Origin of the sequence: Streptomyces albospinus, assembly GCF_014648695.1 — a bacterium.
Classification (GTDB): domain Bacteria; phylum Actinomycetota; class Actinomycetes; order Streptomycetales; family Streptomycetaceae; genus Streptomyces; species Streptomyces albospinus.
In genome coordinates, this window is record NZ_BMRP01000001.1 from 172,406 (window position 1) to 186,706 (window position 14,301).

12 protein-coding genes are annotated in these 14,301 nt (G+C 74.1%); 8 read left to right on the top strand and 4 right to left on the bottom strand.

What is annotated here, in order from left to right; all coding sequences use genetic code 11:
• Positions 1 to 35: 35 nt before the first annotated feature.
• The 3 genes from IEZ17_RS00950 to IEZ17_RS00960 all read right to left on the bottom strand — a co-directional run bounded on the left by IEZ17_RS00950 (position 36) and on the right by IEZ17_RS00960 (position 1,399).
• The gene (locus IEZ17_RS00950) at positions 36 to 263 is read right to left on the bottom strand and encodes a DUF3107 domain-containing protein (protein WP_189295299.1); all 228 of its coding nucleotides are present in this window, start codon (positions 261 to 263) and stop codon (positions 36 to 38) included.
• Positions 264 to 381: 118 nt separating this feature from the next.
• Positions 382 to 1,023, bottom strand: a complete 642-nt coding sequence (locus IEZ17_RS00955; protein WP_189295301.1) for a TetR/AcrR family transcriptional regulator — start codon at positions 1,021 to 1,023, stop codon at positions 382 to 384.
• A 148-nt stretch (positions 1,024 to 1,171) separates the two neighbouring features.
• Complete coding sequence (locus IEZ17_RS00960) at positions 1,172 to 1,399, bottom strand: Rv3202a family protein (RefSeq protein ID WP_189295304.1); 228 nt, start codon at positions 1,397 to 1,399, stop codon at positions 1,172 to 1,174.
• Between the two features lie 151 nt (positions 1,400 to 1,550).
• Here IEZ17_RS00960 and IEZ17_RS00965 point away from each other — a divergent pair, with 151 nt between their 5' ends.
• The 7 genes from IEZ17_RS00965 (at position 1,551) to moeZ (ending at position 10,681) form a co-directional block, all read left to right on the top strand.
• Positions 1,551 to 2,600 (top strand): alpha/beta fold hydrolase, encoded by a 1,050-nt coding sequence (locus IEZ17_RS00965; protein WP_189295307.1) that lies wholly within the window; start codon positions 1,551 to 1,553, stop codon positions 2,598 to 2,600.
• Positions 2,601 to 2,716: 116 nt separating this feature from the next.
• Positions 2,717 to 4,060, top strand: a complete 1,344-nt coding sequence (locus IEZ17_RS00970; protein ID WP_189295309.1) for a DUF3152 domain-containing protein — start codon at positions 2,717 to 2,719, stop codon at positions 4,058 to 4,060.
• Between the two features lie 368 nt (positions 4,061 to 4,428).
• Positions 4,429 to 6,195, top strand: coding sequence for a DUF3492 domain-containing protein (locus IEZ17_RS00975; RefSeq protein ID WP_189295311.1), 1,767 nt, complete (start codon positions 4,429 to 4,431; stop codon positions 6,193 to 6,195).
• A gap of 76 nt (positions 6,196 to 6,271) precedes the next feature.
• Positions 6,272 to 7,408 (top strand): hypothetical protein, encoded by a 1,137-nt coding sequence (locus IEZ17_RS00980; protein ID WP_229851647.1) that lies wholly within the window; start codon positions 6,272 to 6,274, stop codon positions 7,406 to 7,408.
• Positions 7,409 to 7,634: 226 nt separating this feature from the next.
• The gene (locus IEZ17_RS00985; protein WP_189295313.1) at positions 7,635 to 8,594 is read left to right on the top strand and encodes an NAD-dependent epimerase/dehydratase family protein; all 960 of its coding nucleotides are present in this window, start codon (positions 7,635 to 7,637) and stop codon (positions 8,592 to 8,594) included.
• Positions 8,582 to 9,406, top strand: a complete 825-nt coding sequence (locus tag IEZ17_RS00990) for a spherulation-specific family 4 protein (protein ID WP_189295316.1) — start codon at positions 8,582 to 8,584, stop codon at positions 9,404 to 9,406. Before IEZ17_RS00985 ends, IEZ17_RS00990 begins: the two co-directional genes overlap by 13 nt.
• Positions 9,407 to 9,502: 96 nt before the next feature.
• Entirely contained in the window at positions 9,503 to 10,681 is a 1,179-nt protein-coding gene (gene moeZ / locus IEZ17_RS00995) for an adenylyltransferase/sulfurtransferase MoeZ (protein WP_189295318.1), read from the top strand.
• 75 nt (positions 10,682 to 10,756) lie between these two features.
• Here the strand turns inward: moeZ and IEZ17_RS01000 are convergent, their stop codons facing one another.
• The gene (locus tag IEZ17_RS01000; RefSeq protein WP_189295320.1) at positions 10,757 to 13,747 is read right to left on the bottom strand and encodes a lysylphosphatidylglycerol synthase transmembrane domain-containing protein; all 2,991 of its coding nucleotides are present in this window, start codon (positions 13,745 to 13,747) and stop codon (positions 10,757 to 10,759) included.
• 187 nt (positions 13,748 to 13,934) lie between these two features.
• Between IEZ17_RS01000 and IEZ17_RS01005 the strand changes: the two genes are divergently transcribed.
• On the top strand, positions 13,935 to 14,297 hold the full coding sequence (locus tag IEZ17_RS01005) for an MGMT family protein (RefSeq protein WP_308427576.1): 363 nt from the start codon (positions 13,935 to 13,937) through the stop codon (positions 14,295 to 14,297).
• Positions 14,298 to 14,301: the final 4 nt, after the last annotated feature.

Sequence of the window (14,301 nt, forward strand, 5' to 3'; positions counted from 1 at the left end):
TGTCCTCTACGTGCCTGCTACGGCGCCCCTGCTGCTCAGGGGGCGCCGAACCCGACCTTGCGGGCGGTCGGCTCGCCGAGCTCGACGTAGGCCACCCGGGCCGCCGCGACCAGGACCTTGCGACCGTGGTCGTCCGTAAGGCTCAGCAGCTCCGACTTGCCGCTCAGCGCGTCGCTCACCGCGCGCTCGACCTCTTCGGCAGACTGCCCGCTCTCCAGAACGATCTCGCGGGGCGCGTGCTGCACGCCGATCTTGACCTCCACGGCTTATGTCCCTCCGACGGTCAGTTGGGGTGCGCGGCCATCCGCGCTGTACGCAGCACACATTAGCCCGGCACGGGGACGGACAGGACGTCACCGAGCACGCCAGCAGCGAACACGGTCAGTGTGTGTCGCTGCCGTGCAGGGGGAATCCGGCGATGCCCTTCCAGGCGAGCGAGGTCAGCAGCTGCACCGCGGTGTCCCGCGGGACCTGGCTCTCCGAGGACAGCCAGTAGCGGGCCACCACCTGGGAGACCCCGCCCAGCCCCACGGCCAGCAGCATCGACTCGTCCTGCGACAGCCCGGTGTCCTCCGCGATCACGGCGCAGATCGCCTCGGCGCACTCCAGGGACACCTTGTCCACCCGCTCGCGGACGGCCGGCTCGTTGGTCAGGTCCGACTCGAAGACCAGCCGGAAGGCGCCGCCCGGGTCCTCCACGTAGGCGAAGTAGGCGTCCATCGTGGCGGCCACGCGCTGCTTGTTGTCGGTCGTCGACGCCAGGGCCGTCCGCACCGAGTGCAGCAGCGCCTCGCAGTGCTGGTCCAGCAGTGCCAGGTAGAGCTCCAGCTTGCCGGGGAAGTGCTGGTAGAGCACCGGCTTGCTGACGCCCGCCCGCTCGGCGATGTCGTCCATCGCGGCGGCGTGGTAGCCCTGCGCGACGAAGACCTCCTGCGCGGCGCCCAGAAGCTGGTTCCGCCTCGCGCGGCGTGGCAGGCGTGTGCCCCGCGGGCGTGCCGCCTCGGTCTGCTCGATGGCGCTCACGCTGCCTCCCAGGAATCGTTCCGTTCGCGGCCCGTACAAGATGGTGCGCCGCGCCCGTCATCGTACTTTTGGGTAACGGGGCTGTGTGCGGTCCGCGACGAGAAATTCTGTCCGGCACCGCTCCCGGAAGCCGACATAACGTCCCAGGTCATCGGTATTCGTCTTCGTTCAGCTCGACGACCCGGGCCTGTTCGGCGCGGTCCGCCTCGTTCGCGGTGTCCGGGTCGCCGCCGGTGAGGGTGTCGTCACGGTGCGGCGCGAGGTCGGTGTGCTGCTCGGCGGCGTCGGCTTCCGGTGCTTCCACGTCGATGTCCGCGAAGTTCGCAGTGGTGGCCTCGTCCTCGAAGGTGTCCGGGTCTGTCGGGTCGACGCGCATGGTGGTTCCCTTTCCGGTGCTTTCCGGGGCGGCGGCCCGCGGCGGGCGGCTGCCCTTGATACGAGCCTAGGAGAGCGGTTGCGGCAGCGCGATGCGGTGTGTGACCGCGAACACACAATCGGGGGCGTGATCGTCTCGTAACATCGACAGCATGTCTTCGACGGAGCCACCGGACACCGCGACAGCAGCCGCCCTCCCGGTGCCGCCGGCCGGACCCGGCATCACCGGTGCCGGGGGCGAGACGGTGCGGTGGGTGACGCTGCCGGGCCTGACGCTGAACGTACGGACCCCGGCCGCGCCGCCGAAGGCGGATGCCGCCGACCGGGCGAACGCCGCCGTTTCGGACCGCGAGCCCGCGCTCTGCGTCCACGGCCTGGGCGGCTCCTCGCTGAACTGGTCCGCCCTGATGCCGCTGCTCGCCGACCGGGTGGCCGCCGAGGCGATCGACCTTCCCGGCTTCGGGGATTCGCCGCCGCCGGACGACGGCAACTACTCGGTCCACGCCCAGGCCCGCACGGTCATCCGCTATCTCGACGCGGCCGGCCGCGGCCCCGTGCACCTGATCGGCAACTCCCTCGGCGGCGCCGTCGTGACCCGGGTCGCGGCGGCGCGCCCCGATCTGGTCCGCACCCTGACGCTGATCTCGCCCGCGCTGCCGGAGATCCCGCCGCAGGTGACCGCGCTGCCGACCGCGCTGCTCGCGATCCCCGCCGTCGCCCGGCTGTTCCGCCGGCTCACCCGCGAGTGGACGCCCGAGCAGCGCACCCGCGAGGTCCTGGCGCTCTGCTACGGCGATCCCGCCCGGGTCACCCCCGAGGGGTTCAACGCCGCGGTCGACGAATACGTACGGCGGCACGAACTCCCGTATTTCTGGGAGGCGATGGAGCGCACCGCGCGCGGTGTGGTGAACGCCTACACCCTCGGCGGGCAGCACGGACTGTGGCGTCAGGCCGAACGGGTCCTGGCGCCCACCCTTCTCGTCTACGGTGGACGCGATCGCCTCGTCTCCCACCGGATGGCGCGGCGGGCAGCCGCGGCGTTCCGTGGTTCGCGGCTGGTGACGCTGCCGGAGGCGGGACACGTGGCGATGATGGAGTATCCGGAGGCGGTGGCGCGGGAATTCCGCGAGCTGCTCGATTCCGTTACGAGGGTGACCGGCGCGGCGGTGACCGGCGCGACGGCCGACACGGGCAGGAGCTGACAGGCCCAGTGGGACGCCATAGCCGCCGGGACCGGCAGGACAACGCAGCCGACAGGTCTGTTCCGCCAGGGGCGGCGGGGCCGCCGGCGAGCCCGGGGCCGGGGCGGCGCCGGCGGATGGCGGCCGGGCCGCCGGAGAGCGGCGACGGGGTCCGCGGCGGCCATCCCGAGCAGCGTGAACCGGGCGGCGGCTGGGGCGCGTTCCCCGGCTCGGCCGGACCGGGCGCCCCCGCCGCGGGGACGCCGAGGATTCCCAGGCCGCGGGCCGCCGAACCGGAGGCGTCGGTGTTCGGTACGCCGCTCGCGGCGCCGGGCAGCGGGCCGGGTCCGCGGCCCGAGTACCTGGCCGCGTTCCGGGGCGATGCCGGGGGATTCCCGGCGGGTGCGGACGGCGCAGACGATGCGGACGACGCCGCCGACGACGTGTTCCGGGCTGGGGCGCCCGGCGCCCGGCCGTACGGCCCGGAGGGCGGCGGTGCGGACGGCCGGCTGCCGCGGGACGGGCACTTCACCGGGCGGTCGGTGGTCTTCGACCGGGAGCGGATCGCGGAGCTGGACCGGCAGGAGGAACTCGCCGCGGAGAGCGCCGGGCCGGACGGGCCGGACGGGCCGGACGGGCCGGACGACACCACCGGGACCCGCTCCGGCGGTGCCGGGAAGGGCGCCAAGGGGCGGACGTTCACCGGCGCGGCGGCAGCGGCGGTGACCACCGTGCTCGCCGTGGTCGTCGCGGGCCAGGTCGCCGACCAGCAGAAGCACGGCGACGGCGGGCAGTCCCACAGCGGGGACGACCGTGCCGACGGCGGCACCGAGGCGTCCCGGTCGCAGACCCGGACCGGCCAGGACGCCAAACCCGCCGGCTACGCCGCCCAGATGGCCCGGGTCTTCCCGCTGGACCCGAAGCTGACCGCCAGCGGCCACTTCACGCCGGTCGGCGGTGACGCCGAGGCGCCCGGCCACGGCAAGGTGCTGCGCTACCGCGTGGACATCGAGGACGGACTCCCGCTGGACGGCGCGCTGTTCGCCGAAGCGGTGCACAAGACGCTGAACGACGACCGGAGTTGGGCGCACGGCGGGCAGCGGACCTTCCAGCGGGTGGCGTCCGGCGACGCGGACTTCGTGATCTCGCTGGCGAGCCCGGGGACCACCGCGAAGTGGTGCGCCAAGTCCGGTCTGGACACCAGCGAGGACAACGTCTCCTGCGACTCCGCGGCCACCGACCGGGTCATGATCAACGCCTACCGCTGGGCACAGGGCGCCAAGACCTACGGGCCCGACAAGATGCTGGCGTACCGCCAGATGCTGATCAACCACGAGGTCGGGCACCGGCTCGGGCGCAACCACGAGGCCTGCCCCCGGCAGGGCGCGCTGGCGCCGGTGATGATGCAGCAGACGAAGTTCCTGACGACGGACGGCGTGACCTGTCGGCCCAACTCCTGGCCGTATCCGACCGGTCGGTGAGCCGGCGGGGGCCGCGATGCGGCGGGGCGCGTCGCGTGCGCGGGCACCCGTCGGGGGAGGACCGCTCGACAGGGTGTGCGACACCCTGTGCGTAGGGACGGTGCGGCGGCCGTCGCGGTGCCGGATCCGCAGGTGGCGGCCGGCCGCCGGGAGGCGCGGGCCGCGTCCTGATCCCGGACGCGCCCGCCCAACGGCCCCATAGGGCACGGAAACGCCCTGAGGGGTGGAAAGTTACGTGTGTTCACCCCTTCCGGTGGCGCGATGGACAACCGTCCATCGCGCCACCGGCCCCTTTGCGTAGCTTCTTCCTGCGGTGACGGGGAGACCGTCGCGCGAGGACGCCGATATGGGAGGGCGGGGGTGCAGCCGTGCGCATTGGACTGCTCACCGAGGGTGGCTATCCGTATGCGTCGGGTGAGTCGCACGAGTGGTGCGACCGACTCGTGCGCGGGCTCACCGGCCATGACTTCGAGATCTACGCGCTGACCGCCGACGCCCGCCAGGAGACCGGGGGCCACCGGGGGCACCGCGAACTGCCGGACCACGTACGGCTGGTGGGGCATGCGCCGCTGTCCGGCGACTTCCCGGTGGCGTGCCGGCGCCCCGCCGAGGACCGCCGGGGCCGCGCCGCCGGGCGCCGCGCACGGCGCCGCTTCGCCGGGCACTTCGGCGACCTGGTGGCCGCCTTCGCCACCCCGCCCGCGGTGGAGCACACCGCCGTGGGCGGGGAGGCGGACCGTTTCGCCAGTGGCCTCTACGGGCTTGCCGAACTGGCCCGGTCCGGCGCCGCGCTGCCCGCGCTGCTCCGCTCCGAGGACGCCGTCCGCATCCTCGAAGGCATCTGCCGCGGCCCCGGTGCCCTGCCCGCCGCCCGGGGCGGGCAGCTCACCGACCTGCTCGCGGTCGCCGACGCGCTGGAATCGGCGCTCCGCCCGCTGTCCCTGGACTGGTACGGCGAGACCGGGCTGGCCCGGGTGGATCTGTGCCATGCCGCCTCGGGCGGCGCCGCCGCGCTCCCGGGACTGCTGGCCACGCACTTCTTCGGTACCCCGCTCCTGGTCACCGAGCACGGCGTACGGCTGCGCGAGCACTACCTCGCGGGCGCCGCGGAGCCGCTGAACGCACCGGTGCGCGCCCTGCTCGCCGCCTTCCGGCGCGCGCTCGCCGCCGAGACCTACGCGCAGGCCGCGCTGATCACCCCCGGCAACACCCACGCCCGCCGCTGGCAGGAGCACTGCGGCGCGGACCCGGCCCGGCTGCGGACGGTCTACCCGGGCATGGACGCGGGCCGGTTCGCGGAGGTCGCGGACGCCGCGGCGGACGACTCCCGGGCCCTGGTGTGGGTCGGTGACATCGAGCCCGCCAAGGACCTCATCGGGCTGCTGCACGCCTTCGCGGAGGTCCGCAGGGCCGAACCGGCCGCCACACTGCGGATCATCGGCGGCCTGGGCGGCGACCCGGAGGCGGCCGGCTACCGCGCCCAGTGCCGGGCGTTGGCCGCCCAGCTCTTCCCCGACGAGGCGGCCGACGCCCGTACGGCCGGCGAGAACCCGGTCAGCTTCGAGGAGATCGGCAGCCCCGACGCGCCCACCCTGGAGGACGCCTACGCCTCCGGGACGGTGCTGGTGCTCTCCAGCGTCGTCGAGGGCTTTCCGCGCTCCCTGGTGGAGGCGATGTTCTGCGGCCGGGCCACGGTCTCGACCGACACCGGCGCGGTCTGCGAAATCATCGGTGGCACCGGCCTGGTGGTCCCGCCGCGCAATCCCCGTGCGCTGGCCGACGCCTGCCGGGCGCTGCTCGCCGACCCGGACCGGCGGGCCCGCCTCGGCGCCGCGGCCCGCGCGAGGGCCCTCGAACTGTTCACCGTCGAGCAGAACATCGCGGCGTTCCGCGGCATCTACCTGGACCTGATCTCGCACGCCCCGGCCGGCCCGGCGGCGTACGGCGCGACGGCCCGGGACGGCGTACCGCGGCCCTTCGAGCGCCCCGCCGAGTCCCATGTGCCCGGCCGCTGGGCCGCCGCCGGCCCCGCCGCCCGCACGCCCAGCTGGGCGCTGGCGGAGGGGGAGTGCAGGCGGAGCCGGTGCAAGCGGTACGGCGCGGCCGGCGAGCCGGCGGTGCGGCAGGCGTGGTGAGCGTGCCGGACATGGCAGGGGCGGCGGGCGTGCCGGACGCGGTCCGCGCGCCCGGCCCAGGGAGAGGAGACGGCGTATGACCGCCGACCCGGTAAAGGTCCTGATGTACCGTCACCGCGCCCTGTGCGAAAGGGCGGTCGACCCGCTGGAGATCGCCGCCGGCCTGGAGGCGCACGGCGTCACCGACCGGACGGCCGCGCGCTTCCGGCACCGCGATGTCTTCTCGCTGGCCGAGGAGCTGTACGCGCGGGTGCCGCGCGTACAGCAGGACGCCGCCGCGGAGGAACCGCTCCCGGCGGAGCCCGGGCCGGTGCCCGGGGAGCTCCCGCCGTACCGGTCCGTGCGCGGGGCGGTACAGCTGCTGCCGGGCGCGGTGTGCGCCGCGGCGGTCGCCGCCCATGAGTCCACCGCCGGCTCAACGTCTCTCGTACGGACCGGAGTTGACGCCGCCGGGCTGCTGCTGGCCGTGCTCGCCGTGCGGCTGGCCGTCCGGTCCGGTCCGCTGCGGCTGCGGCGCGGCGCCGCCGGGTCCCGTACGGCGGTGCTGTGGGTCGGCTGGACGGCGGCGTACGCGGTCTACGGGGACTGGCTGCTCGGGCAGCTGCTGGCCGGCGGGCCCGCTCTGCCGGCCGCCCACCCGCGGGCGGCCGTCGCGAGCGCGGTGGGGCTGGCCTGTGCGGTCGCCCCCGCGGCCTGGTGCGCCCACTGGTTCGCGGTGCGCGGCCGGCGCGGGCTCGCCGCCAGTCGAGGGCTCACCGAACTCGCCGCCCGGGTACGGCCGTTGCTGGCCGGGGTCACCCTGGTCTTCCTGGGGGCGGTGGCGGCGCTGCTGGCCGCGGCCCGGCTCGCCTTCGGGGGCGCGGCGGACGGCTGGACCGCCGGCGCCGCCGCGACCTCCCTCGGCGTCCTGCTCTTCCTCGCCCGGCTGCTCGCCGTCCACGGCTTCCCGCGGGCCGCCGCCGCGGGTATCGGCGCCGCCGCCGCCCTGGAGGCGCTGGCGCCGGCGCTCGTACTGGCCGCCCGGCTGCCCGGTCTGGCGCCGCTCGGCGCCCCGGTGGCGGCACTGGCCGGCGCCGCCGGACCGGCCGCCGTCCCGGCCGCCGCCTGCACGGCCGCCGCGCTCGGCCTCCTCGTCCACGGCCTGCGGGCGCTCACCGGCGCCTGCGCCCACCCGCCCGCGCCCCTCGCGCCGGCAGAGGCGGGCCGGCCGTGACCGCAGACCACGCACCACCCCCGGGGAGGCGCCCCGATGCCGTCTCCCAGGAATCCCCGGTCCCCGTCGCCGCGGACCCCACCCGCACGTGGCCCCCGCCCCCATGGGCGGACGCCGAACCCGCGGCCGGAGCCGGCGGAATTCCCCCGCTTCCCTCGATACGCATGAGGAGTCGACACATGAACGTCCACCCGACCACACGCCACGGGCACCGGGGGGCCGCACGATGAGGGTGCTGCTCATCGGCGCCAACGGGTACCTCGGCCGCTATGTCGCCGACCGCCTGCTCGCCGACCCCGCCGTCCAGCTCACCGCCCTCGGCCGGGGAGATGACGCCGACGTACGCTTCGACCTGGCCACCGGCAGCCCCGGGGCGCTCACCCGCTTCCTCGACGCGGTGCACCCCGGCGTGGTCGTCAACTGCGCGGGCGCCACCCGCGGCGGCGCCCGGGAGCTGACCCGGCACAACACCGTCGCGGTCGCCACCATCTGCGAATCGCTGCGCCGCAGCGGCTGCGGCGCCCGCCTCGTCCACCTGGGCTGCGCCTCCGAGTACGGGCCCTCGCAGCCCGGCTCGTCCACCGCCGAGGACGCGGTGCCGCGCCCCGGAGGGCCGTACGGGGTCAGCAAGCTGGCCGCCACCGAACTGGTCCTGGGCTCCGGGCTCGACGCCGTCGTGCTGCGGGTCTTCTCTCCGGTCGGCCCCGGCACCCCGGCCGGGTCCCCGCTGGGCCGGCTCGCCGAGGCGATGCGCCGGGCGATGCAGTCCGGCGACAACGAACTCAAGCTCGGCGGGCTGGGCGTGCAGCGCGACTTCGTCGACGTACGGGACGTGGCGCGGGCGGTGCACGCGGCCTCGCTGTCCGCCGCGCAGGGCGTGGTCAACATCGGGACCGGCCGCGCGGTACGGCTGCGGGAGGCCGCGGCGGTGCTCGCCCGGGTCGCCGGATTCGGCGGCTCGCTGCACGAACTCGACTCCCCGCCGGCCCGGTTGGTGATCCCCGGCCCGGGACCCGAGGGGCATCCGGTGGGCTCGCCGCCCGCCACCTACCCGTATCCGGACGGCTGCGGCACCTGGCAGCAGGCCGATGTGCGCACCGCCCGCGACCGGCTCGGCTGGCGCCCCCGGATCGGACTGGAGGAGTCCCTGGCCGACATCTGGATGGAGGCGGCGTGTCGTATCTGAGCACCCCCCTGGACACCAGCCGCGCCCCTACGGGGGCCGGGCCGCTGGGCGTCGGGGTGCCGGGCTTCGCGCATCCGCTGCTGGCGCCGGGGGAGTGGGCCGAGCTGCTGCGCTGCGCCCGCGGGCCGGTGCGGATGCCGGAGCGTGGAGGAGGGGGTTCCGGTGCCGGCCGCCGGCCGCCGGCGCGGCTGCACTGGGCGGTGCTGAACGTCGCGGACGGGCCCGGGGTCCGTCCGGACCCGCACTGCACACCTGCCGCCGCACGCATTCGTGAGACGGGTGTCCGCCTGCTGGGACACCTGGACCTGGGGTGGGGCGCCCGCCCCTTCGCGGAGCTGGTCTCCGACGCCCACCGCTATCTGGAGTGGTACCGGGTCGACGGCTTCTGGCTGGACCGCTGCCCCACGGACCGGACGATGGTGCCCTTCGTCCGGCGGCTCGCCGGCACCCTGCGCGCGCTCCGGGACGGCGCCTATCTGGTCTTCGGGCACGGCACCCATCCGCACCCCGGTTACGCCGAATCCGCCGACCAGCTCGTCACGTTCGCCGGGGCCTGGGCCGACTACCGCTGGTCCCAGGTGGCCGAGTGGACCGCGGACCACCCGCCGCACCGGTTCTGCCATCTCGTCCACGGCGTACCGCGGACGCATCTGGACGAGGCACTGCGGATCGCGCGCTGGCAGGGGGCGGGCACGGTGTACTTCACCGACCGCCGGGCCACCGGGGCGGGTACCGCCGCCGGTGCCTGGGAGTCGCTGCCCGGCTACTGGGACAGATTTGTCTCGCGCATCGGACCGGGTGTCTCGGAATGAAGAAGGGCGTGGCAGTGTTACGGGAAGAACCATCTCCGCCGTTTCCGGCTCCGGCCGGGCGGGGGAACCCCATCGAGACCGACCAACGGAGTCCCCGTGTCGCTGCCACCCCTGGTCGAGCCCGCTCCGGAGCTCACCGTCGACGAGGTCCGCAGGTACTCCCGCCACCTGATCATTCCCGATGTCGGAATGGACGGGCAGAAGCGGCTGAAGAACGCCAAGGTGCTGTGTGTCGGCGCCGGTGGCCTGGGCTCACCCGCGCTGATGTACCTGGCCGCGGCCGGTGTCGGCACTCTGGGCATCGTCGAGTTCGACGAGGTCGACGAGTCGAATCTGCAGCGCCAGATCATCCACAGCCAGGCGGACATCGGCCGCTCCAAGGCCGCGTCCGCCAAGGACACGGTGCTGGGCATCAACCCGTATGTCACGGTCAACCTGCACGAAGAGCGCCTCGACTCCACCAACGTCATGGAGCTCTTCGCCCAGTACGACCTGATCGTGGACGGCACCGACAACTTCGCCACCCGCTATCTCGTCAACGACGCCTGCGTGCTGCTGAACAAGCCGTACGTCTGGGGCTCGATCTACCGCTTCGACGGCCAGGCGTCGGTGTTCTGGAGCGAGCACGGCCCCTGCTACCGCTGCCTGTACCCGGAGCCCCCGCCGCCCGGCATGGTGCCCTCGTGCGCCGAGGGCGGCGTGCTCGGCGTGCTCTGCGCCTCCATCGGCTCGATCCAGGTCAACGAGGCCATCAAGCTGCTCGCCGGTATCGGTGAGCCGCTGGTCGGCCGCCTGATGATCTACGACGCGCTGGAGATGACGTACCGCCAGGTCAAGGTCCGCAAGGACCCCAACTGCGCGGTCTGCGGCGAGAACCCGACCGTCACCGAGCTCATCGACTACGAGGCCTTCTGCGGTGTCGTGTCCGAGGAGGCCCAGGAGGCGGCGGCCGGCTCGACGATCACTCCGAAGCAGCTCAAGGAGTGGATCGACGCCGACGAGAAGATCGAGATCATCGACGTCCGCGAGCCGAACGAGTTCGAGATCGTGTCGATCCCGGGCGCCAAGCTGATCCCGAAGAACGAGTTCCTGATGGGCACCGCCCTCCAGGACATGCCGCAGGACAGGAAGATCGTCCTGCACTGCAAGACGGGCGTCCGGTCCGCCGAGGTCCTCGCGGTCCTGAAGTCCGCGGGGTTCGCCGACGCGGTCCACGTCGGCGGCGGCGTCATCGGCTGGGTCAACACCGTCGAGCCGGAGAAGCCCGTCTACTGAGCGGTGTGCGCGACGCGCAAGGCGCCGGTCCGGGCGATCCGGACCGGCGCCTTCGTGCGTGCCGGCGGACAGACCCTAGATCTCGCCCTTGCGGGTCAGGAAGGTGAAGGCCATCCAGCCCGGCAGCACCGGCAGCCAGAAGACCATCAGCCGGAAGAGCAGCACCGCCGGGAGCGCCGTGTCGGCGGGCAGCCCGCCGAAGGTCAGCGCACCGACCAGCGCGGCTTCCACGGCGCCCACCCCGCCCGGCGTCGGAGCCGCGGAGCCCAGCGCGTTGCCCGCCAGGAAGGCCACCGCGATACCGGCATAGCTGATCTTGTCGCCGCCGCCGAACGCCCGGATCGAGGCGTCCAGACACATCACGTTCGCCACCGTCAGCAGCAGCATCCCGCCGATGCCGGTGACCAGCTTCCGGGGACGCTGGAGGATGTCCAGCATCCGCGGCACCACACCGGCGAACAGCGACCGCAGCCGGGTCACCACGAACTTCCGCAGCGCCGGGACCGCCGTGACGACCAGGATCAGCACCGCCACCGTCAGCAGACCGGCGATGACCGTCCGGGACGGCGAGATCTGCGGCGCGTGCTCGGTGCCCGTCAGATAGCCGAACGCCAGCAGCAGCACGATGTGGCTGCCCAGTCCGAACAGCTGGGACGCGCCGACGCTCGCCACCGCCAGGCCGGGGCGCACCCCGGCCCGCTGGAGGAAGCGGGTGTTGAGCGCCACCCCGCCGATCGCCGTGGGCGCCACCAGCTTCACGAAGTCGCCCGCGACCTGCGCGAGCAGCGTCCGGACGAAAGAGACCTTCTCGGTGACGAACCCCAGCAGGCTCATCGCGGCAGCGACGTACGTCAGCGCCGAGAAGAACGCCGCCACCAGCACCCACACCCAGCGGGCCTGGTTGATCACGTCGCCCAGGTTGAAGTTGGTGAGCTGCGACAGCAGCACGTACACCGCGAACGCACCGGCGATCCAGCTGATCAGGATGCGCGGGCTCAGCCGCTCCAGCTTCGCCGGCTCGATCACCGCGGTCGGCCGGATCAGCAGCACCTGCCGGCGGATCTGGGCGAGCAGATCCTCCTCCAGGGCCTCTTCCGACGCCTCTTCCAGGGCCCGCTTCTCGGCGGTCTTCTCCGCGTTCCGCACGGCCCGCAGCGCCTTGCGGTCCTGGGGGCCGTGGGCCTCCCGGGCCTCGCGCGCCTCCTTGGCGGCCTGCGAGGCGGCCAGCACCGCCTCGCGCTCCCGCTTGGCGCGCTCGCGGGCCAGTTGGCGCAGCGTGGCGCGGGTGGTCCGGCTGAGCGCGATCGGCTGGAGCAGCGGCAGGCTGTCGGCGACCGCGTCCGGGCCGAGCACCGCGACGGCCGCGGCGACCGCCCGTTCGGCGCCGACCCGGAGTCCGCAGGTGGCGAGCAACTGGGCGATGTCCATCCGCAGCACGACGTCTCCGGCGGCGATCTCACCGCCCCGCAGCTCGGTCAGCACGATGTCGCCGGAACGATCCACCAGCAGGGCGTCGCCGACCAGCCGCCGGTGCGCGATCCGCCGCGACTGGAGCGCGGCGACCTGTCGCCAGGCGCTGTGCATCAGCGCGTCGGTGATCTCCTCGTCCGCCAGCGAGTCGAAGCTGCGGCCCCCGATGTGCTCGTAGACCAGCATCACCGCGTCCGGGCCCAGCTCGGAGGTGGCGATCAGCTTGGGCGCGTTGGCCCCCGCGGCGATCGCGGCATACGCCAGCAGCGCCTCCTGCTCCAGGGCCTGGCGCAGCGACTGGAGGCTGCGGCGCTGGTTGATGCCGCGCAGCGAAAGCCGCCGCCACACCCGGTAGAAGAAGCCCTGCGCCTGCTGCTCGCGGTCGACGACGGTGACGTCGATCGGCGGGCCGTCCTCCAGGCTGACGATGTAGCGGCGGCCCCGGTCGCTGTGCTCGGGGTGGTCCGGGTTGGCGATGTCCTCCGCACGGATCGCGCTGACCGGCCGGAAGCCGACCCGGCGCAGTCCGGCGAGGAGGTTCTGGCCCGTGGGGCGGACGTTGGGGGAGCCGACGGCGTAGAGGGTGCCGAAGGCGACGGTCCAGCCGATCAGCACCGTGACAACGATGGCGAACGGGGTGGTGTACCGCCCGATGAGCACCGCGAACGCGTCCAGCAGCAGGACGCACCACATCGCGACCCGCCAGCGGGGCCGCCGGGACATCCCGACCGCCGTCATATAGGCGATCACCGGCGCCAGATAGCTGTGCACCGGCGCGGACAGCGACCCGTTGGCCAGCGGCTGGGTGAGCGCGCTGCGGATCGAGGCGGGAGCCGCCTCGGCGACCCACAGATCGGTGGCCAGCGACACCCCGTGCGCCAGTACGGCGGCCAGGACGCCGTCCGCGATCCGCAGCCCGTCCCGCTTGATCAGCCGCTCCACCGCGAAGGCCACCGGCACGATCAGCACCGCGACGCTGGACGTCAGCCCCGCCAGGTTGATCAGCAGCTGGGGCGCGGCCCCCGCGCTCTGCCCGATGTCGTTCTTCAGCCCCTGGGTGGTGCCGTGGGCGAACGTCGCCAGCGCGAGGACGAGCGCGATCCCGGCGATGCCGAGCAGCAGCCGCAGCAGGTCGGCGGGCCGGTGCACCCGGGCGGGCAGCAGCGGCTCGTCCACCGCGAGCCGGTCGGCCGGGAAGTCGCGGCAGCCCTCGGCGCCCGGCTCGTCGCGGTGCGAGCCCGTCCGGGGCGCGCCTCCGGGTGCGCTGTCCGCGGCCTTGTGGTGCTCCGGCTGCTCGTCCGGCTGCTTCTCCCCCGTGTGCCGCTCGGGTGGCTCGGGCGCCGTGGGCCGTCTCGGCCTCTCGGACGCCTCGGGTCGTTCGGCCTTCTCGATCGTGCTCGCCTTTTCGGTCGCGGAAGCCGTGGCCGGCTTCCGTTGGTGCTTCCCCTGTTCCGCCGCCCGCGGCCCCTGCTGCCGCTCGGTCACTGCGGTCGGTTCCGGGGCGGTGCCGGCGTCGGTCAGCGCATCAGGGGCGCCCGCCTCCCGTGGAGGCGCCGCACCCTGCTGCTCGGCCGTCTCTTCTTGATCTCGTATCACCAGTCACCGTCCGGAAGATGGTGGCACGGCCGTCCGGTCCGGGGAGGCATCAGGGTGCGTTTGGGGGCCGCGGGAAGCGGAAGCACAGCCCCCGCACAGCCGCTCGACCGCTTCCCGGACCTGCCCCGGCGAGCGCGGGACCGGGCGTCCAAGGCCATTGTCGGTGCTGTACGGCAGGATGGACCGAATGAGTGGGACCGGAGATACGGACGCGCCCGCGGAGTTGCCCGCGTACGCGGAACGGGTCCTCGGCGTCGCCGAGCTGATCCCGGCGGGCAAGGTCATGACGTACGGCGATGTCGCGGAGTGGTTGGACGAGGGAGGCCCGCGCCAGGTGGGGCGGGTGATGGCCCTCTACGGCGGGGCGGTGCCCTGGTGGCGGGTGGTGCGCGCGGACGGCGTGCTGCTGCCCGGGAGCGAGCTGCGGGCGCTGGCGCACTACCGCGACGAGGGGACGCCGCTGAAGGCGGCGTCGGCCGCCGCCGAGGGCCACATACCGCGCCTCGACATGCGGCGGGCCCGCTGGGACGGCGACGGGGGCGGCCGGTAACGGC

What these genes read in the sequence shown, in the direction of transcription:
- IEZ17_RS00960 (WP_189295304.1), bottom strand. Translation starts at nt 1,399, where the DNA reads ATGCGCGTCGACCCGACAGACCCGGACACCTTCGAGGACGAGGCCACC.
- IEZ17_RS00965 (WP_189295307.1), top strand. Translation starts at nt 1,551, where the DNA reads ATGTCTTCGACGGAGCCACCGGACACCGCGACAGCAGCCGCCCTCCCG.
- IEZ17_RS00970 (WP_189295309.1), top strand. Translation starts at nt 2,717, where the DNA reads ATGGCGGCCGGGCCGCCGGAGAGCGGCGACGGGGTCCGCGGCGGCCAT.
- IEZ17_RS00980 (WP_229851647.1), top strand. Translation starts at nt 6,272, where the DNA reads ATGACCGCCGACCCGGTAAAGGTCCTGATGTACCGTCACCGCGCCCTG.
- IEZ17_RS00985 (WP_189295313.1), top strand. Translation starts at nt 7,635, where the DNA reads ATGAGGGTGCTGCTCATCGGCGCCAACGGGTACCTCGGCCGCTATGTC.
- IEZ17_RS01005 (WP_308427576.1), top strand. Translation starts at nt 13,935, where the DNA reads ATGAGTGGGACCGGAGATACGGACGCGCCCGCGGAGTTGCCCGCGTAC.